Here is a 20,074-nt window from a genome sequence, read left to right on the forward strand (position 1 = left end):
AAACCTTGAAAAGAAATTGAGAATATGATATAATAATATCTGTCTCAAAAAAGAGTCTGGTGGCGATAGCGAGAAGGTCACACCCGTTCCCATACCGAACACGGAAGTTAAGCTTCTCAGCGCCGATGGTAGTTGGAGGTTCTCCTCCTGTGAGAGTAGGACGTCGCCAGGCATACCATTATTCCGCAGTAGCTCAGTGGTAGAGCACTCGGCTGTTAACCGAGCGGTCGTAGGTTCGAATCCTACCTGCGGAGCCATAATGATTTTGAGTTATATGTTAGCAATTTGCTTCCATAGCTCAGCAGGTAGAGCACTTCCATGGTAAGGAAGAGGTCACCGGTTCGAGCCCGGTTGGAAGCTTAAAAAACAATAAAGGCCCATTGGTCAAGCGGTTAAGACACCGCCCTTTCACGGCGGTAACACGGGTTCGAATCCCGTATGGGTCACCAAATGGAGGATTAGCTCAGCTGGGAGAGCATCTGCCTTACAAGCAGAGGGTCGGCGGTTCGATCCCGTCATCCTCCACCATTTATAATATAATACAAGATTAAGATATGTGCCGATGTAGCTCAATTGGTAGAGCAACTGACTTGTAATCAGTAGGTTGGGGGTTCAAGTCCTCTCGTCGGCACCATTTATGAAACAATTCTTTCCAATATTACGGAGGGGTAGCGAAGTGGCTAAACGCGGCGGACTGTAAATCCGCTCCTTCGGGTTCGGCGGTTCGAATCCGTCCCCCTCCACCATTTTACAATTGGACATTAAGTCCTTTTATTTATTTTTGGGCTATAGCCAAGCGGTAAGGCAACGGACTTTGACTCCGTCACTCGTTGGTTCGAATCCAGCTAGCCCAGCCAAGAGCCATTAGCTCAGTTGGTAGAGCATCTGACTTTTAATCAGAGGGTCGCAGGTTCGAATCCTGCATGGCTCATCTGTAAAAACCAAGCATAAATTGCTTGGTTTTTTTTATGTTTTCTTATTTCAAAAAAATATGTAAGACATCAATTATGAGTAACTGTAATATGCTGTATAATGATTAAATTTCATTAATAATTTTCTTTCCAACTTGCTTTCATAAAGCTGTCGTACTTGTTTAACAACACGTCTAATTTAGCGCTTAAATCAATCACTTTAGGGTGCGAAAAAGAAGTGCGAGTTGCTAAATTAATCATCTGTTCACGATGTTCCTCAATATCTTTTAACAACTTTTGCTCACACATTGGCTTCACCCTCATTCATTAGTTAGTCTTCATTTTATCTGAAAAGAATAATATTGTCATGATTTTAACATAATATACCTAATTTTTATAACCAAATAACAAAAATTTTAAACATAACTTGTCATAATTTGTTAAAATAGTAGTAAAGTCATTCAAAAGTAGTAAATATACATATTATAAAAAATGTGAAAAATAAATCTCCTGATAGTTGGACGGTTAAGCCTTTAGATAGACAACTTGACTATAATTATAAGTAGAAGTCACTAAACTCTTTTTTTTTGTACACAAATATGAGCACAGATTTATTTTAAGCAGATTTAGGAGGAATTTTTTAAAAAAATGAAACCTTATTCGCTATCGATACGTATTAATCGATTAGCCGCATTTAGAGCGGAGGTAAATAGATGGAAGCATTAGTTAAAAAGAGAATTAAGCAAGTAATAAAAGGGGATCAAAATGCCTTCGGTGACATAATTGACATCTACAAAGATAAGGTGTTCCAAATATGTTATCGGATGCTGGGGAATAGACATGAAGCGGAGGATATTTCACAAGAAGCCTTTCTTCGAGCATATGTTAATATAAACAGATTTAACATGGACTTGAAGTTTTCCACATGGCTTTATCGCATTGCAACTAATTTGTGTATTGACAGGATCAGAAAGAAAAAGCCAGATTATTATTTGGATGCTGAGGTACCTGGTACAGATGGTTTGAACATGTACTCGCAAATCTCTTCAGATTCGAGATTGCCAGAAGAAGATGTTGAAAGTCTTGAATTGCAAGCTTCAATACAACGTGAAATATCAAAACTGCCAGAGAAGTATCGTTCTGTAATTGTGCTAAAATACATTGAAGAACTGTCTCTGAATGAGATTAGCGAAATTCTAGAACTTCCTCTGGGAACGGTAAAAACTCGCATCCATAGGGGTAGAGAGGCTTTAAGAAAGCAATTACGGCATGTCTAATAAGAAGGTGAAATAATATGACTTGTTCATCAAAGGTTATAGAATATATGCATGAATATCTTGATGAGGAAATATCAGAACAAGATAAGCATCAGTTAAAAAAACACTTGGATGAATGTGAAGATTGTGCAATTCATTTTCATGAATTGAAAAAGACAATTGCACTTGTACAAAGCACATCTCATATACAGGCTCCAGTTAATTTTACGGAGAATGTGCTGGCACTGCTGCCGAAGGAAAAGAAGCAGGCTGTCTTTAAAAGATGGGTGCGTAATCATCCCATGTTTGCTGCAGCATCTTTATTTATTGTATTAATGATTTCAAGTCTCCTTTCCGCTTGGAATGAAAACCATGAATTTTCTGTTTCAAAACAGCCTAATTTGGTTGTTGAAAATGATACGGTTATTGTTCCTAAAGGAGAGGTAGTTGAGGGAGATATCGTAGTCCGAAATGGAAATATTAAGATAGAAGGACAAGTGAAAGGCGATGTCACCGTTATAAATGGAGAGAAGTATATGGCTTCTGCGAACCAGGTTACAGGTGAGATTGAGGAAGTTAATGAAGTCTTTGATTGGCTTTGGTACTACATCAAGTCAACATTCGATGATATCACGGACATATTTAAAGGTGAAGAAGCAAAGAATAGCCTCCCTGCATATTAATTGCAGGGATTTTTCATTCCTAACACTGATAAAAACGGAAGAAGCATCATATAATAAAACCAAGAATTTTCCAATGGTTTATAGAAACATCCTCCTGTTTTTTAAAATTAGTATGTCCTGATTGGTATTAAACACAAATGTGATATAATATGATAATTGTAGGTAAATAAAACAAGCAGCGATTGCTTATGAAATATATATGCTTTGGAGGAAGGAAAATGTCGTTTGCAGATTTCCCTTTTTTAAAATATTTAGCGAATACCGTAGACATTCTCCTTGTGTGGTATGTCATCTATAAAATCCTTATGATAGTAAAGGGTACAAAAGCTGTCCAATTATTAAAAGGAATCTTTGTTATCCTAATCGTGAAGCTGCTGAGTGATTATTTCAACTTGCAGACAATGGGAACAATGATGGAGCAAGTGATTCAGTGGGGAGCACTAGGGCTCATCATCATTTTCCAAGGAGAACTGAGAAGGGCACTCGAACAGCTTGGTAGAGGAAAGTTCTTTTCGCGAAGCGGAATACCGGAAGACCAAGCACAGCAACATGTGGTCGAATCCATTGTAAAAGCTGTTGATTATATGGCAAAACGGAGAATTGGTGCGCTTATCTCCATTGAAAGAGAGACAGGCATGAATGACTATATTGAAACGGGGATTTCATTAGATTCCAAAATATCTTCTGAGCTTTTGATTAACATCTTTATCCCAAACACTCCTCTGCACGACGGTGCCGTTATTTTGCAAAAAAATAATATAGCTGCAGCTGCCTGTTATCTCCCTTTGTCTGAGAGTCCTTTCATATCAAAGGAGCTGGGCACAAGGCATAGAGCTGCACTTGGCATCAGTGAGGTAACGGACAGCATTACTATTGTTGTTTCTGAAGAAACTGGAGCTATTTCTATTACCAAAAATGGCGACCTCCATCGAGATCTTAAATTGGAAGCATTTAAAGAACTATTGTCCAGTGCATTAATTGCACCTTCTGCCAAACATGCTTCCTCTGTTAAGTGGAGCTGGAAGGGGAAGAATAAATGAATAAGTTATTTGACAGAATCGGAGAAAGCAATTGGTTTATGAAGGTAATTGCCTTCGCTCTTGCGTTGCTATTGTTTTTATATGTATATGATGGAAATGATAACTCTAATGATGTGAATGTCCCAGGAACAGAGGATACTGGAGTAGTAAAGGATATGCCTGTAAAGGTCTACTATGATACAGAGAATCTTATCGTATCCGGAGTGCCGGAAACAGTGGATGTTACGCTGACAGGACCCACAGTCCATTTACAATCGGCAAGACTGCAAAAGAATTTTGAAGTGTATGTTGATTTGACTGATGCAGAAATTGGCACGAAAAAGGTTACCCTTCAGGTCAAAGATCTTTCTGATAAACTGAAAGCCGATATTGATCCTGACACTATTGAGGTAACTTTAAAAGAGAAAGTAACAAAAGAAGTAAGCGTAGAAGCTGAGTATAACAGCAGCTTGATTGCTAAGGGGTATTCAACTGGCTCGGCAACTGTCAGTCCTTCGACTGTAAAGGTTACAGGAGCTAAGGATGAAATTGAGAAGATAGCCTATGTCAAAGCAAATGTAGAGCTGGAAGAAGGAACTAGTAAGGATATAAGCCAAAAGGCCAAAGTATCTGTTTTAGATAGCAGTTTAAATAAATTGGATGTCGAAGTGGAACCAGAAACGGTGGATGTGAATATCCCTGTAACAAGAACAAGTAAAACAGTTCCAATCAATATTGTAGAAAAAGGTGATCCGCCATCCAATATTACCATTGACTCTATTACTTTAAACAAAACGGAAGCGACAATTTCCGGTCCAGAAGATATACTAAAAGAAGTGGACAGTACAAGAGTTGAAGTGGACTTAAGTGATATAGATAAGGATTCAAATATTGAACTTCCTGTAATTATTTCAAATGGCGTGACGGCTGTAGAACCGGAGCTTGTAACGGCCACTGTTAAAGTGACAGTTGGGAAGGATAGTGCAGATTCAGAGCAATCTTCCTCCTCAAGCGAAGATGATTCAGATGAAACAGCATCTGCAGAAGAACCGAGCACAAAAACAATCAGCGGTATACCTATTAACATACAAGGTCTGGGTGATGAGCTTGTGGCAGAAATAACAGACCCTGCTGATAAAAGCGCAAGTCTCGATGTAACTGGAGCAGATGAGATTGTTAAAGGCTTAGCAGCATCAGATTTTTCTCTGTATCTAGATCTGACCGGGATGTCTGCTGGTGAACATGAAGTACAGATAACGGTTGAAGGTCCTGATGAGATCAGCTGGGAGCTGGCAAAAGAGACAGCAAGTGTATCAATAACGGAAAAAGACGCTTAACATGAATAAAGATTTATATTAGTTAGAAGGAGCGATTTAGGAATGGGTAAATATTTCGGTACGGACGGAGTACGAGGAGTAGCAAATAGCGAACTGACACCTGAAATAGCATTTAAGCTTGGGAGATTCGGTGGTTTCGTCCTGACAAAAGATCAAGATCGGCCTAAAGTACTGATTGGCCGTGATACTCGTATTTCAGGCCATATGCTGGAAGGAGCCCTAGTAGCAGGATTGCTTTCCATCGGTGCGGAAGTAATGCGCTTAGGTGTTATTTCTACACCTGGGGTATCCTATTTGACAAAAGTTCTGGGAGCACAGGCCGGTGTAATGATATCCGCTTCCCATAACCCTGTTGCCGATAATGGCATTAAGTTTTTCGGTCCAGATGGCTTTAAACTTTCAGATGAACAAGAATTAGAAATAGAAGCATTGATTGATCAAGGTGTTGACTCATTGCCAAGACCAACTGGAGCAGATCTTGGACAAGTTAATGATTATTTTGAAGGTGGGCAAAAATACCTGCAGTTCCTGAAGCAAACTGTTGATGAAGAGTTTGACGGCATTCATGTTGCGCTTGACTGTGCACACGGAGCAACATCTGCTCTTGCTATGCATCTTTTTGCTGATTTGGATGCTGACATTTCAACAATGGGAGCATCTCCAAATGGATTAAATATAAATGACGGGGTAGGCTCTACTCATCCAGAAACTTTGGCGGAATTTGTGAAGGAAAAACAAGCGGATGTTGGTTTAGCTTTTGATGGGGATGGCGATCGCCTAATAGCTGTTGATGAAAAAGGTGAGATCGTTGATGGCGATCAAATCATGTATATTTGTGCTAAATATCTGAAAGAAACTGGCCGCCTTAAACAAGATACAGTCGTATCGACTGTAATGAGCAATTTAGGCTTTTATAAGGCGCTGGAGCAGCATGGAATTAATAGCATACCTACAGCTGTCGGTGACCGCTATGTAGTGGAGGAAATGCGTAAAAATGGTTATAATCTTGGCGGAGAACAGTCAGGCCATATTATTTTCCTTGATTTTAATACAACTGGTGATGGTCTGTTGACAGGTCTTCAACTTGTAAACATTATGAAGGCAACGAAAAAGCCGTTATCAGAGTTGGCAGGAGAAATGAAGAAGTTCCCGCAAAAGTTAGTGAACATTAGGGTGACTGACAAGTACCATGTGACAGATAATGAGCAGGTGAAGGAAGTCATCAGTAAAGTGGAAGAGGACATGAATGGCAACGGCAGAATTTTAGTTCGTCCTTCTGGAACGGAACCGCTTGTCCGCGTAATGGCAGAGGCTCCAACAAGCGAATTATGTGATGCATATGTTAATATCATTGCTGAAGTAGTAGAGAAGGAAATGGGCTTGAAAGAGCAGTAAGCAAGGTATTGTCACATTTTTTTAAATACTGAATAGGATAGAGGGTAAAGAAAATTCACTGGTTGAATCTTTCTTTATCCTCTTTTTTCATAAAAGTAAAATACCTTAACTATTAGTATTTGACGGATTATTTGAAAGTAAGGTATGATTAACTTGCTTTTGTGAAAAAAAGCAATATAAGAAAAGGGAGGGAGAAAAAGAAAGTAAAATTTCATAAAGCGCCTGAACTAGCAGTGGACGAAACTTATGCTAGTTGACGAGGAGGAGGTTTATCGATATTTCGGCGGATGCCTCCCGGTTATAGCAAATCGTGAGCTTTATTTTAAAACATTAAGGTAACTTAATGGACAAAGAATAGGGCATGCTAACATAAAGATTAATTATAAACATTACAGAGATAGGGGAGCAAGTTTGTCCCCTAAGAAGACTTCTTGCTCCCCTAGAACGGAGGAAAAGAAGTATGTGTGGAATAGTTGGTATTATTGGAAACCAGGATGCAAAAGAGATTTTATTAAAAGGGCTTGAAAAGCTTGAATATAGAGGATATGATTCTGCAGGTATTGCCTTAAGCAATGCGGACGGAGTACAGGTATTTAAAGAAAAAGGCAGAATTGCAGATTTGCGCAGCATTGTGGATGAAACAGTGTTTGCTGATACAGGAATTGGCCATACACGCTGGGCAACACATGGTGTGCCAAGCAGATTGAATGCACATCCGCATAAAAGTGCGTCTGGTCGTTTTACCATTGTTCATAATGGAGTAATTGAGAACTACGATCTGTTAAAAAAGGAATACTTGCCAGAAGTTGAAATGAAAAGTGATACAGATACAGAAGTAGTTATTCAATTAATTGAACAAATTGTTGAGAGCGGCAAAGATGTTAAAGCAGCATTTGTGCAAACGTTGAAGATGCTAAAAGGTTCTTATGCTTTTGCTCTATTGGATGAGCAAAACAAAGATGTAATTTATGTTGCTAAAAACAAAAGTCCCCTTTTAGTCGGATTGGGAGAAGACTTCAACGTAGTAGCGAGCGATGCAATGGCAATGCTGCAAGTGACAGACCAATATGTTGAACTAATGGATAAAGAAATTGTTCTAGTTTCAAAGGACAGAGTAGTAATTGAGACTTTAAACGGAGAAGTTATTTCCCGGGAAGCTTATACAGCTGAATTGGACGCAAGTGACATTGAAAAAGGAACTTATCCTCATTACATGTTGAAGGAAATTGACGAGCAGCCGCTTGCTATTCGTAAAATCATTCAACAATACAGAGATGAAGATGGGAAGCTTACAATTGATCCTGCTATAATAGATGCAGTAAAAGCAGCAGATCGCCTATATATCATTGCAGCAGGAACTTCTTATCATGCAGGTCTGCTAGGCAAACAATTTATTGAAAGCTTAGCTAAGATTCCGGTAGAGGTTCATGTAGCTAGTGAATTCGGATACAATATGCCATTGCTTTCTGAAAAACCATTGTTCATTTTCATTACGCAAAGTGGTGAAACAGCTGATAGCAGAGCTGTGCTTGTGCAAGTGAAGGAGCTTGGTTATCCAGCAATCACTATCACAAATGTTCCTGGTTCTACACTGTCTCGTGAAGCAGACCACACATTGCTGCTGCATGCAGGTCCTGAAATCGCGGTTGCTTCCACAAAGGCATATACTGCGCAGATGGCAGTATTGTCTATACTTGCTGAAGTAACAGGCAGAAGCAAGGGCTATGATAGCAGCTTTGACTTAGTGCATGAGCTAGGCATCATTGCAAATGCAATGGAAGTTGTCTTTGAGCAAAAAGACGAACTTGAAACGATTGCTAGAGAATATCTATCTACAACAAGAAATGCATTCTTTATTGGCCGCGGAATTGATTATTATGTTGGTCTAGAAGGTGCGCTTAAGCTTAAAGAAATCTCTTACATCCAGGCAGAAGGCTTTGCAGGCGGGGAATTAAAGCATGGTACGATTGCTTTAATTGAAGAAGGAACGCCAATCATTGCTTTAGCAACACAGGAAAGTGTTAACTTGAGCATACGCGGAAATGTTAAAGAAGTGGTTGCACGCGGTGCTAATCCGTGCATCATCTCCATGAAAGGCTTGGAGATGGACGGCGACCGTTTTATCGTTCCGGCTGTGCATGAGTTATTGACACCCCTTATCTCTGTATTACCGCTGCAGCTTATTTCTTATTATGCAGCACTTCATAGAGACTGTGATGTTGATAAGCCGCGTAACTTGGCTAAATCTGTTACAGTTGAATAAATAGATAAAAGTAAACCCTATAGACTAATTTGTCTATAGGGTTTATTTATTTTAAAAATCTAGTAAAAGGGCCTGCTTGAATTTGGTTCAAAAAGAAACAATTGACAGAAAAATAAAAAAGAATTATTATTATTGAGAATGATAATCATTGTAAAATGTGATGAATATGACTTTTTCAATAATTCTTGATCACTTTTTGCTCTATTAAACTTTCATAATACATAATAAGAGGGGACCTAGATATGCATATAAAACGCAATAAGTCATTTCTTCAGTTACTATTATTTTCAATTATTGCAATCTTAGTATTAGCAGGTTGTTCTAATTCATCATCAAATGATTCTGATAATGAGGAATCTGCTTCTTCCGATTCAGATTCCCAATATCCGATTACAATAAAACATGCTTTAGGTGAAGCAGTTATTGAAAAAAAACCAGAACGTGTTGTTACTATTCAATGGGGAAATCAAGATGTTGCTTTAGCTCTTGGTGTAGTGCCTGCAGGATTCTCAGCAGCAAACTTTGGGGTACAGGATGACAGTGGTCTGCTTCCATGGACTGCAGAGAAGCTAGAAGAGCTTAATGCAGAAAACCCTAATGTTTTCCAAGATACTGACGGTCTTGATTTTGAGGCTATTTCAGATGCAAAACCAGACGTTATTCTTGCTGCTTACTCTGGTATTACGCAAGAAGATTATGATACCCTTTCTGAAATCGCTCCCGTTGTTGCATACCCAAAAGCAGCTTGGGCTACAACATGGCGTGAACAAGTGGAACTGAATGCAACAGGTATGGGAATGAAAGAAGAAGGCGAACAGCTTATTACAGATGTTGAGGATATGATTAAAGAGAAATTGACTAAATACCCTCAAATTGAAGGTAAAAAAGTAGTTTGGGTAAACTTCTCAGCTGATGACTTATCTAAGCTTCATTTATATACACCGGTTGACTCCCGTGTTGCTTTCTTGAAAGAACTTGGACTTGATTATCCAGACAGTGTTAAAGATTTAATTACAGACCCTAACAGTTATTCTCTAGAGTTAAGTGCGGAAAATGTAGAAGCACTTAATGATGCTGATGTAATTGTAGGTTACGGTAACGACGATTTATATAACGCAATTAAGGCAGACCCATTACTTGGAAACATCCCTGCTGTAAAAAGAGGTTCAGTAGCATTTATTGCAAGTGATACACCATTGGTTGCAGCGGGAACACCAACTCCGCTTTCAATCGAATACACTATTGATGAGTATTTAGAGCTAATTGGCGGAGCTGTCGATAAGATCAATGAATAGTTTCTCCGCTTCAAAAGTTAAACAGATGGACCTGCATGTTCCCAGAAACTTTAAGCTAGTTATTGTTTTGTCCATTATATTATTAATCGCCAGTATTATTGCTTCTCTCTCCTTTGGGGCTCGTGTGGTCAGCTTTCAAGACATAATGGACGGATTGTTTAGTCAGAATAAAGATTCCTTTGCGGCAAATATTGTGCGTAAGCGTCTGTCCAGAACGATTTTTAGTTTATTATGCGGAGCTGCATTAGGAGTATCTGGAGCGCTAATGCAAGCTATTACGCGCAATCCGCTTGCAGATCCTAGCATACTTGGAGTAAATACTGGAGCAGCATTATTTGTTGTTTGTGGACTGGCATTCTTTAATATTAGTACAGCAAATCAATATATATGGTTTGCTTTAATAGGAGCAGCATTAACAGCAGCATTTGTTTTTGGAATTGGTTCAATGGGACGAGGGGGAGCAACACCAATAAAGCTTGTATTGGCGGGAGCTGCAACAACTGCAGCTCTCTCTTCCCTTGTAACGGCTATTTTGATACCTAATTCTTATGCTATGGATCAATTCAGATTCTGGCAAGTAGGCAGTGTTGGTTCAGGAACTTGGGATTCTATTACAACATTTCTTCCTTTTCTGGCAATTGGTCTAATCATCGCCTTTATTTCGGCACCAGCATTGAATGCTCTTGCACTAGGAGACGATGTTGCATCAGGACTTGGCGTCAGACCAGGACTTTTACGTCTTGGGGCGGCTGTTGGCGGTGTGATATTATGTGGAGCAGCTACTGCGTTAGCAGGTCCAATTGGCTTTATTGGACTTTTATCTACACATGTTATGCGGCTAATACTTGGTCCAGATGTACGATTTACCATTCCGATGTCCGCAATTGCAGGGGCAATTATATTAACGTTCTCTGATGTAATTGGACGTCTTGTTGCCAGTCCTGGAGAACTAGAAGTTGGTGTTGTCACTGCATTTATAGGGGCACCAATACTCATCATATTAGCGAAGAAATCGAAAGTGCGGTCATTATGAAAAATCAATCTAGTGAAGTTAACTTTATTATGACAGGCATCCGCAAAAGACGGCGTCGATGGATACAAGTTACTAGCTTACTGCTTCTGCTGACTTGTATTCTTTGCTGCGCAATGCTTTTATTGGGTAACACAATCTATCCCATCCAAGAAGTTATTCGAACACTTTCAGGGGAAAAAATTGCAGGTGTTTCTTTTGCAGTCAATACGATACGTTTACCAAGAATGGTTGCAGGTCTTTTTGCAGGCTTTGCCTTTGGTGTTGCTGGCTATATATTTCAAACAATGCTGCGCAATCCACTTGCAAACCCAAATGTTCTAGGAATAACATCTGGCTCAAGTGCTGCAGCTGTTCTGTGTATCACTATGTTTCATACGAGCAATGCAGTTGTGTCTATTGCTTCTGTTATTGCAGGTCTTGTAACTGTTATTTTTATGTACGTATTATCCCGAGGGAAATCTTTCTCTATTGGACGCTTAATTCTTATTGGAATAGGAATACAGGCTATACTTGATGCCGTAATATCTTATCTTTTGTTAATCAGTTCGCAGCAGGATATTCCAGCAGCACTTAGGTGGCTTAATGGAAGTTTGAATGGCTCTCGGATGGAAGAGCTGCCGCCGCTGATAATTACGGTCATTCTATTTACGCCAATTGTTCTATTGTTAGGCAGACACTTGAATATTTTAGAACTTGGTGAGCAAATGGCAACTTCCCTTGGTGTTGCTGCTGGTAAGACAAGGGTTTTACTTATTGTAAGTTCTGTTTTTATGATTGCTATTGCGACATCAACGACAGGTCCGATTGCATTTGTCTCCTTTCTTGCAGGTCCGATTGCTAATAGATTAGTAGGCGCGAGTTTCTCTAATATTTTACCAGCAGGTCTTGTAGGAGCCAGCTTAGTGTTAGCGGCAGATTTAATTGGCCAATTTGCTTTTGAGTATCGGTTCCCGGTAGGGGTAATAACTGGATTGCTAGGAGCGCCGTATTTAATCTTGCTGTTAATCCGAATGAATCGAAAGGGAGAATTGTAATGGAAACAATACATGATTTTCGGGCGGAAAAGTTAATAGCAGGCTATGAAAATAAAATGATTTTAAACGAGATAGAGCTGAAGATTCCGAGCAACAAAATCAGCGTTATAATCGGAGCTAACGGCTGCGGAAAATCGACTCTTCTAAAAACTCTTGCCAAGTTGATAAAACCTTCATCTGGTCAAATTACGCTTGATGGGAAAGCAATCAGCAAAATTCCACCAAAGCAATTAGCGAGAGTTTTAGGTATCTTACCGCAATCTCCTGTAGTCCCAGAAGGTATTACAGTAGCAGATTTAATCGGTTGTGGACGGTTTCCGCACCAATCCTTGCTAAGCGGCTGGTCGAAGAAGGACTATGAAGCAGTTGCAGAAGCAATGGAAATTATGAATATAACAGAATTTGCAAATCATGATATTGATGAACTTTCAGGCGGTCAAAGGCAGCGAGTTTGGATTGCGATGGCGCTGGCACAGCAAACGGATATATTATTTCTTGATGAGCCGACCACTTTTTTAGATATTACGTATCAAGTAGAAATCTTAGATTTGTTAACAGACCTTAATCGTAAGTACGGGACGACAATTGTAATGGTTCTTCATGATATAAACCTGTCAGCTCGTTATGCAGATTATATTTTTGCCCTTGAAAAAGGAAAGCTGGTAGGAGAAGGCAAGCCTTCCGAGATAATTACTAGTACATTAGTGAAAGATATATTTGGACTCAATTGTACAGTAATTAGTGATCCAGTTTCCGCTACTCCTTTAGTTGTGCCTAAAGGCAGATACCATGTTAAGGAATAATAATTTTAAAAAGCCCTCAAGTTTATAATAAAACTTGAGGTTTTTTTTCAGCAGTTAATGCTCTTAGGGCTTGCTGCTTATTTTAATCGTAAAGAAATATTTTAAGAGGATATTCGCATTGCGTAGCGAAAATGTTGATAGGAAAACATCTTTAAAAGAGGAGGAATAGGAATGTCTTTAAACAAATACGGTGTGCTAAAGGGGAAGGTTATAAACACGATGTTGGGAAGCGGTGATTCTCCTCATTATCAGATTCATATAAAGGATGATGAAGGTGTTGATTACCGGATTGCTGTTAATATTAAGTCACAAGCGTATCCTTCAGAAGTACTTTTTTATGTGGGAGAGGACTTTAATTCTGACGATATCTCCAAGCTGCCTGCGCTTAAGTCTGGTTTTACACTTATAAAAAATAATGAACCTGATCTTGCGCTTGATTATGTTAGAGGCAATCTATTTGATCCTAAAAAAATGGTTCCCCTTCCAGCAGATCTTGATGGGGAAGATAATGACCTCAATGAGAAGATGCAGCGTTATGTGAAAGAGGCGCTGGAGAAGGAGGCTGTCATTTATGCTTTTGGGGAAAGATGGGGCCCAGAGGAGAATAAAGCAGATCAGTACTTTAAATTTAAGCCGGGAAACGGCATTCATGATATTCATATGAATCAAGGTAATGTTGGAAGATGGAAAAAGGATAATGGAGCATGGCAGGACGGTGGCATCCTTATCCATTTTGAAAAAGAAAATCGTTGGGCAGCTATCTTCCTTGCCTTTCAATCACAGTCATGGTGTACAGATGATAACGGACATGCGCTTAAGCCTGTGGAGGAATGCAGTTATTTATCGGTAAAATAGGGGGCGGCACAAATCAGAACAGAACAGGAAATGCTTGAGCTTATCCTTGGATATGCTAAAAGGGATGATAGAATTAGAGCAGTGTATATGAACGGCTCCAGAACAAATCCAAATGTGAAAAAGGATATCCTGCAGGATTATGATTTCGTTTATGTTGTCACAGAAACAGGCTCCTTTCTTTCGGATGAGTGCTGGATACAGGTGTTTGGCAATCTTATTATGCTTCAGGAGCCTGATAAAATGGATTTGGCTGCTGGACGTAAGGCTGACGTCAGCCAATCATACGGATATTTAATGTTGTTTACCGACGGCAATCGGATTGATCTTCATCTTGAAACAAAAGAGTCGATGCAAAAACATTACGGGTCTGATTCTCTCACTGTGCCCTTATTGGATAAGGACGGCATCCTTCCGAAAATTAATTCTGCTTCTGACAGGAGCTATCATGTAAAGGCACCGTCAGATATTCAATATCAGCATGTATGCAATGAATTTTGGTGGTGCCAACAGAATGTTGCAAAGGGAATATGGCGGAAGGAGCTGCCATATGCAAAAAACATGGCAGAAACAATTGTGAGACCAATGCTTGATGAAATGATTTCCTGGTGGATTGGTATTCACCATGATTTCAGAGTGTCGACAGGAAAGATGGGGAAATATTTTGGAGAATATTTGCCAGAGGAATATTGGCGTATGTATAAACAAACTTATACAGACAGTAATGATGAGAGCTTGTGGCAAGCCTTGTTTATGATGAGTGATTTATTCAGGCATCTTGGAGCAGCTGTGGCCACACACTTACATTATCGTTATCCTCTTGAAGAAGATCAAGCGATGACAAAATACTTGGAGCGCATCAGAAGCATGGCAGCAGATGCTAAGCATATATTTTAGCTGTTGATTGGACTTCCTTTTTGATTTCCATTTCTATATAGTTAAGTATAAAAAGAGGTGCGCACAGGTATAAAAGGGCTAGCTTCTGTGTTGTAGGGGGAATACTATCATGAGAAAATACAGGACATTGCTGTTTGATATTGATGACACATTATTGGATTTTGCAGCGGCAGAGCAAGAATCATTGCGCATGTTGCTGGAAAGCCAAGGTATTCAATATAGTACAGATAACCATAACAAATATTCACAAATTAACCGCCGCTTATGGGCAGCCTTTGAGGACGGCAAGATTTCGCGAGAGGAATTATTCAGTACACGATTCAGCCTGCTGTTTAAAGAGCTGGGGAAAGTGGTGGATGGCATGCAGCTGGAAGAGCATTACCGCAGAGGTCTTAGTGAGGGACATCAGCTTATTGCTGGTGCACTGGAGCTTATTCAGGAGCTGCAGAATGAATTTGACTTGTATATTGTTACAAACGGTATTTCCAAAACACAGGATAGACGTTTAAAGCTGTCAGGCTTGTTCTCATCCTTTAAAGCTGTATTTGTATCTGAGGATACAGGATATCAGAAGCCGATGAAGGAGTTTTTTGATTTCGTATTTGAGCGCATACAAAATTTGACATTAAATGAAACGTTGATTATCGGTGATTCTTTAAGTGCAGATATTAAGGGCGGCATTTTAGCTGGTATTGATACATGTTGGGTTAATCCGAAGGGGATTGCAAATACTACGGAGTGGAAGCCTACTTATGAGATTAAGAGTCTTTCTGAGCTGTATAACATACTTGAGGTTAACAGAAAATAAAATCAGTACAAAATTTGGGAAGTCATCTAAAGTGCAGATGACTTCTTTTCTATAATCAAACTATTTGAAGTTATGATAAGGAGAATGAGACAATCTATATAAGGTATAAAAAAGGAGGAGCTAAAATAGTGAAAGTGTTAGTTGTAGGAGCAAATGGAAAAATAGGCAAACAGCTTGTAGACTTGTTGCAGAATGAGAACAAACATGCCGTGCGGGCTATGGTCCGTTCTGAGGAGCAAAGTGAGGCATATGCCAACAAAGGCATTGAAACAGTTTTAGCTAATCTTGAGGGAAGCGTGGATGAGCTGGCCGAAGCTATGAAAGGCTGTGATGCCATCGTGTTTACAGCTGGTTCAGGTGGAAGCACTGGGGCGGATAAAACATTGTTAATCGATTTAGATGGTGCAGTGAAAACTGTGGAAGCAGCCGAAAAGGTGGGAATTGACCGCTTTATCATGGTTAGTGCCTTACAGGCTCATAAGAGAGAAAATTGGAATGAGCATATTTTACCTTATTACGTTGCAAAGCATTATGCAGACCGCATGCTGCTCGCCAGCAATCTCAATTACACAATCATTCGGCCTGGAGGACTTACGGATGAGACTGCAACAGGAAGGATACAGCTTGGGGAAAATTTAACTAGAGGCTTTATTCCAAGGGGAGATGTCGCAAAAGTTATCGCCGCGTCTCTTGATGATTCAAGAACATATAAGCGTTCCTTTGATTTAGTTTCAGGTGAAGAGCAATTGCCGGAAGCCTTTAATCAACTAGCATGAAAAAAACCGAGATAGGAACAACCTATCTCGGTTTTTGCTTATACTGCATGGAAGTTTGTTCCGTCTGTCACTGCTTTAACAACACCAGCACGAATGACGAAGTCACCAAAGTGTTCGCCTTCTAATCTTTCTTTTGCGTAGCGCGGCAGAAGAACACCAAGCTCGCTTAAAATATCTTCTTCTCCGACATTTTCACGATAAAGCTTGCTCAATCTGCTTCCGTTAAAGGCTGCGCCAAGATACATGTTATATTTGCCAGGACCTCTTCCGATAAATGCGATTTCAGCGATTGTGTGTCGAGCACATCCATTAGGGCAGCCTGTCATGCGAATAGTAATTTCTTTATCATGTAAGCCATTCGCATCGACGATTTCTTCAATCTTATCGATTAGGCGCGGCAAGTAGCGCTCAGCCTCTGCCATTGCAAGACCGCATGTCGGCAAAGAAACACAAGCAAGAGAGTTTCTGCGCAATGCAGAGAAATGCTTGCCATCTAATAGACCATACTGTTCGATTAGTTCTGTAATTTTTTTCTTATTTTTCGTTGATATATTAGCAATGATTAAGTTTTGGTTAGCTGTAAGACGGAAATCACCTGTATGGATTTTCGCAATTTCACGCAAGCCTGTCATCAGCTTGTAGTCATCAAAGTCTTTAATACGTCCGCCTTCTACAAACAGGGTGAAATGCCATTTCCCTTTAACACCTTTTTCCCAGCCATATCTGTCGCCATTATGATCAAAATGGAATTCCCTTGTTTCCTGTAAATCCCAGCCGAGGCGATACTCTAATTCTGCTTTAACATTTTCTAAGCCGAGGCGATCGACAGTATATTTAAAACGGGCATTTTTACGCACAGAGCGGTTTCCGTAGTCACGCTGGATGGTAATTACTTTTTCTGCAACTTCTAAAACTTGCTCAGGCTCACAGAAGCCAATAACCTTCCCGAGCTGTGGATACGTTTCTGTATCTCCATGTGTCATACCCATGCCGCCGCCGATGGAAATATTGAAACCAACCAATTTCCCTTCTTCAACAATCGCGATAAAGCCAAGATCTTGTGAGTATACATCCACATCATTAGAAGGAGGGACAGCTACCCCGATTTTAAACTTTCTTGGCAAGTAAACAGGACCGTACATTGGCTCTATTTCTTCATCCACTGTTGGAGAAGAAGCGACTTTTTCTTCATCAAGCCAGATTTCATGATAGGCACGAGTCCGAGGAAGAAGGTAATCGCTCAATCTCTGTGACCAGTTGAATACCTCTTCGTGAACTTCCGACTGATAGGGATTTGGATTACACATAACGTTACGGTTAACGTCACCGCAAGCTGCTATTGTATCAAGCATCGATTGGTGAATTTCCTGGATAGTGCTCTTCATATTCCACTTCAGAATACCATGCATTTGAAATGCCTGACGCGTTGTAAGCTTCAATGTTTGGTTACCATAACGCTGGGCAAGGTCATCCATTTTCAGCCATTGCTCAGGTGTTGCGACACCTCCAGGAGTTCGAACGCGAAGCATGAATTGATAAGCAGGCTCTAATTTTTGCTTTTGACGTTCATTCCGAAGGTCGCGATCATCCTGCAGATAACTTCCATGGAATTTCATTAGCACGTTATCATCATGTGGAATCCCTGATGTCAGAGGTTCCTGCATCGTGTCTGCTAAGCTTCCGCGCAAATAGTTACTGTCTATTTTTAGTTGCTCATTTGGAGAGGGTGGTCCTTCTGGTGCTGTTAATACTGGTCTAGCCATTAGAAAAACTCCTTTCAATTACTTAATAGACATCACGCTGGTAGCGTTTGTCCTGCTGCATTGCTGCAAGATATTTTTCGGCATCTTCACGGTTTAGATTGCCTTCTTTTTCAATGATGCTGATTAATGTTTCGTGTACATCATGGGCCATATGCTTTTCATCGCCGCAAACATAAACAGCGGCACCTTCCTGCAGCCATTCGAATAATTCTTTGCTGTGCTCAAGCATACGATGCTGTACATAAACTTTCTCGGCAGTGTCGCGGGAGAATGCGACGTTCATTTTTGTTAATACCCCGCTTTTGAGGTAATTTTGCCATTCTGTTTGATAAAGGAAGTCTGTTACAAAATGCTGATCACCAAAGAACAGCCATGATTTACCTTCAGCACCGATTTCTTCACGTTCTTGGATAAAGGAACGGAATGGTGCAATACCTGTGCCTGGCCCAATCATAATGACAGGGGTATCAGGATTTTCAGGCAGCTTAAAGTTTTCATTCTGCTGGATAAATACTGGAATTTTATCACCTGGATTAAGACGCTCCGCACATAGTATCGAGCAAACACCTTTGCGTTCACGGTCATGGGCATTATAGCGGACTGCTCCAATTGTCAAATGAACTTCCTCAGGATTTGCTGTATAGCTGCTTGCAATAGAGTAAAGGCGCGCAGGCAATTTACGTAATTGCGAGATAAAGTTTTGAGCTGTAAAATTCCAAGGACCAAATTCACTTACTAAATCAAGCAAGTCCCTTCCGTCTATATAGGCTTTCAATTGTTCTTGATTCTTGAGAAGATTTTGAAGCGCTTCGTTTGTCGAATACGCTGCTAACTTTTCTAATAAAGGTTTTGTTAAAACGGTTATTTCAAATTCGGAAAGAAGTGCTTCCTTAATGGAACGAATCTCACCTTTTTTATTAATAGAGACTGTTTCTTCTGGATTAAAGGACAGTTTATTAAGCAGCAGTTCAACAAGCTCTGGGTCATTCTTCGGATAAATTCCAAGGCTGTCTCCAGGTTTATATGTCAATCCAGATTCCTCAAGAGATAGCTCAATATGAAGCGTCTCTTTATTGGAGCCTCGGCCGTTTAAGTTTTGGATGTCCAGTACTTCAGCGAGGAAAGGGTTTGATCTAGAATATTCTGTTTCTGCCGTTGTTGCTGTATTTGGAGTTGCTGTGCTTTGAGCAGCTGCTGCGCTTGTATTACCAAGCTCTGCAAGCACACCTTCGAGCCATTCATTTGCCGGCTCTTCAAAATCTAAGTCACAGTCAACGCGTGGAAATAGGCGCTTACCGCCAATTTCTTCTAAGCGTTCATCAAATTCTTTACCAGTCTGGCAGAAGAATTCATAGGAGCTGTCACCAAGTGCCAATACAGAGAAGCTCAAATCATCCAATTTAGGCGCTCTTTTACCATGAAGAAACTCATGGAATGTTAAGGCAGTATCAGGTGGATCTCCTTCCCCATGTGTGCTGACAATAATAAGCAAGTTTTTAACTTTCTTAATATTATTTGGCTTAAAGTCGCTCATTGATAATGTTGTAACATGGAAGCCTTTATCTGTCAGAGTTTTTGCACTCTTTTTGGCAAGGTTTTGTGCATTTCCTGTTTGAGATCCAAATAGGATTGTGACATCTTTAGAGACTGGTTCGGCAGGTGCAGGAGCAGAAGACGGGACTTCTGCTGCCAGTCCAGCGGGACTTACCGTTGTTGCTGCTGTTGCAGAAAGATAGCCGTTAAGCCATACCTTTTGTGTTTCTGATAAAGTCGGCAAAAGCCGGTTTAAAAGCTCTGTCTGTTCCTGGTTAAAAGGACTGTTCGTTACTAGTAATTGCAAAAGTATTCACCTCACATAAAAATCCGTTGCTTTTTCAAATGTCAAAGTTCATTAATTAACAAAACGTTTTTAAGAAGTTGATTCTAACTAATTAATCCAATAAGACAAA

At 40.0% G+C, this 20,074-nt stretch carries 17 protein-coding genes, 8 tRNA genes and 1 rRNA gene; 23 read left to right on the plus strand and 3 right to left on the minus strand.

Annotation, left to right across the window (positions count from 1 at the left end; genetic code table 11):
* Positions 1 to 55 precede the first annotated feature (55 nt).
* From rrf to L8T27_RS00980, 9 genes are all read left to right on the plus strand, one after another.
* A 5S ribosomal RNA gene (rrf, locus tag L8T27_RS00940) occupies positions 56 to 172 on the plus strand.
* 10 nt (positions 173 to 182) lie between these two features.
* Positions 183 to 257: transfer RNA gene (locus L8T27_RS00945), tRNA-Asn, on the plus strand.
* 30 nt (positions 258 to 287) lie between these two features.
* A tRNA-Thr gene (locus L8T27_RS00950) sits at positions 288 to 360 on the plus strand.
* Positions 361 to 374: 14 nt separating this feature from the next.
* A tRNA-Glu gene (locus tag L8T27_RS00955) sits at positions 375 to 449 on the plus strand.
* Between the two features lie 3 nt (positions 450 to 452).
* A tRNA-Val gene (locus L8T27_RS00960) sits at positions 453 to 528 on the plus strand.
* Between the two features lie 30 nt (positions 529 to 558).
* Positions 559 to 634: transfer RNA gene (locus L8T27_RS00965), tRNA-Thr, on the plus strand.
* Between the two features lie 28 nt (positions 635 to 662).
* A tRNA-Tyr gene (locus L8T27_RS00970) sits at positions 663 to 746 on the plus strand.
* A gap of 36 nt (positions 747 to 782) precedes the next feature.
* Positions 783 to 857 (plus strand) — tRNA-Gln (locus tag L8T27_RS00975).
* 1 nt (position 858) lies between these two features.
* Positions 859 to 931 (plus strand) — tRNA-Lys (locus L8T27_RS00980).
* A gap of 115 nt (positions 932 to 1,046) precedes the next feature.
* Here the strand turns inward: L8T27_RS00980 and L8T27_RS00985 are convergent.
* Positions 1,047 to 1,220, minus strand: coding sequence for an aspartyl-phosphate phosphatase Spo0E family protein (locus tag L8T27_RS00985; RefSeq protein WP_192486552.1), 174 nt, complete (start codon positions 1,218 to 1,220; stop codon positions 1,047 to 1,049).
* 404 nt (positions 1,221 to 1,624) lie between these two features.
* On the opposite strand from L8T27_RS00985, the gene sigW reads away from it, so the two are divergent.
* From sigW to L8T27_RS01055, 14 genes are all read left to right on the plus strand, one after another.
* Entirely contained in the window at positions 1,625 to 2,188 is a 564-nt protein-coding gene (gene sigW, locus L8T27_RS00990; RefSeq protein ID WP_192486551.1) for an RNA polymerase sigma factor SigW, read from the plus strand.
* Between the two features lie 17 nt (positions 2,189 to 2,205).
* Positions 2,206 to 2,850, plus strand: a complete 645-nt coding sequence (locus L8T27_RS00995) for an anti-sigma factor family protein (protein ID WP_192486550.1) — start codon at positions 2,206 to 2,208, stop codon at positions 2,848 to 2,850.
* A gap of 218 nt (positions 2,851 to 3,068) precedes the next feature.
* A complete protein-coding gene (gene cdaA, locus L8T27_RS01000) occupies positions 3,069 to 3,890 on the plus strand; it encodes a diadenylate cyclase CdaA (protein WP_192486549.1) in 822 nt (273 codons plus the stop codon).
* Entirely contained in the window at positions 3,887 to 5,206 is a 1,320-nt protein-coding gene (locus L8T27_RS01005; RefSeq protein WP_233316813.1) for a CdaR family protein, read from the plus strand. The genes cdaA and L8T27_RS01005 overlap by 4 nt, the downstream gene beginning before the upstream one ends.
* A 42-nt stretch (positions 5,207 to 5,248) precedes the next feature.
* A complete protein-coding gene (glmM, locus tag L8T27_RS01010; protein WP_233316814.1) occupies positions 5,249 to 6,601 on the plus strand; it encodes a phosphoglucosamine mutase in 1,353 nt (450 codons plus the stop codon).
* Positions 6,602 to 7,061: 460 nt separating this feature from the next.
* Positions 7,062 to 8,864 carry a glutamine--fructose-6-phosphate transaminase (isomerizing) gene (gene glmS / locus L8T27_RS01015; RefSeq protein WP_233316815.1) on the plus strand — a complete coding sequence of 601 codons (1,803 nt, stop codon included), beginning with the start codon at positions 7,062 to 7,064 and terminating at the stop codon, positions 8,862 to 8,864.
* A 242-nt stretch (positions 8,865 to 9,106) separates the two neighbouring features.
* Positions 9,107 to 10,159 carry an iron-siderophore ABC transporter substrate-binding protein gene (locus L8T27_RS01020; RefSeq protein ID WP_237940548.1) on the plus strand — a complete coding sequence of 351 codons (1,053 nt, stop codon included), beginning with the start codon at positions 9,107 to 9,109 and terminating at the stop codon, positions 10,157 to 10,159.
* Positions 10,152 to 11,192 (plus strand): FecCD family ABC transporter permease, encoded by a 1,041-nt coding sequence (locus tag L8T27_RS01025; protein WP_233316817.1) that lies wholly within the window; start codon positions 10,152 to 10,154, stop codon positions 11,190 to 11,192. Before L8T27_RS01020 ends, L8T27_RS01025 begins: the two co-directional genes overlap by 8 nt.
* On the plus strand, positions 11,189 to 12,226 hold the full coding sequence (locus L8T27_RS01030; RefSeq protein ID WP_233316818.1) for a FecCD family ABC transporter permease: 1,038 nt from the start codon (positions 11,189 to 11,191) through the stop codon (positions 12,224 to 12,226). The genes L8T27_RS01025 and L8T27_RS01030 overlap by 4 nt, the downstream gene beginning before the upstream one ends.
* On the plus strand, positions 12,226 to 13,029 hold the full coding sequence (locus L8T27_RS01035) for an ABC transporter ATP-binding protein (RefSeq protein ID WP_237940550.1): 804 nt from the start codon (positions 12,226 to 12,228) through the stop codon (positions 13,027 to 13,029). The genes L8T27_RS01030 and L8T27_RS01035 overlap by 1 nt, the downstream gene beginning before the upstream one ends.
* A gap of 171 nt (positions 13,030 to 13,200) precedes the next feature.
* Positions 13,201 to 13,884, plus strand: a complete 684-nt coding sequence (locus tag L8T27_RS01040) for a DUF2278 family protein (RefSeq protein ID WP_233316820.1) — start codon at positions 13,201 to 13,203, stop codon at positions 13,882 to 13,884.
* Between the two features lie 12 nt (positions 13,885 to 13,896).
* Complete coding sequence (locus L8T27_RS01045) at positions 13,897 to 14,778, plus strand: aminoglycoside 6-adenylyltransferase (protein ID WP_233316932.1); 882 nt, start codon at positions 13,897 to 13,899, stop codon at positions 14,776 to 14,778.
* 109 nt (positions 14,779 to 14,887) lie between these two features.
* Positions 14,888 to 15,586 (plus strand): YjjG family noncanonical pyrimidine nucleotidase, encoded by a 699-nt coding sequence (locus tag L8T27_RS01050; RefSeq protein WP_233316821.1) that lies wholly within the window; start codon positions 14,888 to 14,890, stop codon positions 15,584 to 15,586.
* Positions 15,587 to 15,714: 128 nt separating this feature from the next.
* Positions 15,715 to 16,362 carry an SDR family oxidoreductase gene (locus L8T27_RS01055; RefSeq protein ID WP_233316822.1) on the plus strand — a complete coding sequence of 216 codons (648 nt, stop codon included), beginning with the start codon at positions 15,715 to 15,717 and terminating at the stop codon, positions 16,360 to 16,362.
* A 38-nt stretch (positions 16,363 to 16,400) separates the two neighbouring features.
* Here L8T27_RS01055 and cysI read toward each other — a convergent pair whose 3' ends face one another.
* Both cysI and L8T27_RS01065 read right to left on the minus strand, forming a co-directional pair.
* Complete coding sequence (cysI, locus tag L8T27_RS01060) at positions 16,401 to 18,125, minus strand: assimilatory sulfite reductase (NADPH) hemoprotein subunit (RefSeq protein ID WP_237940552.1); 1,725 nt, start codon at positions 18,123 to 18,125, stop codon at positions 16,401 to 16,403.
* A 22-nt stretch (positions 18,126 to 18,147) separates the two neighbouring features.
* On the minus strand, positions 18,148 to 19,965 hold the full coding sequence (locus L8T27_RS01065) for an assimilatory sulfite reductase (NADPH) flavoprotein subunit (protein WP_233316824.1): 1,818 nt from the start codon (positions 19,963 to 19,965) through the stop codon (positions 18,148 to 18,150).
* Positions 19,966 to 20,074: the final 109 nt, after the last annotated feature.

The organism is Niallia sp. Man26 (assembly GCF_022049065.2).
Classification (GTDB): domain Bacteria; phylum Bacillota; class Bacilli; order Bacillales; family Cytobacillaceae; genus Niallia.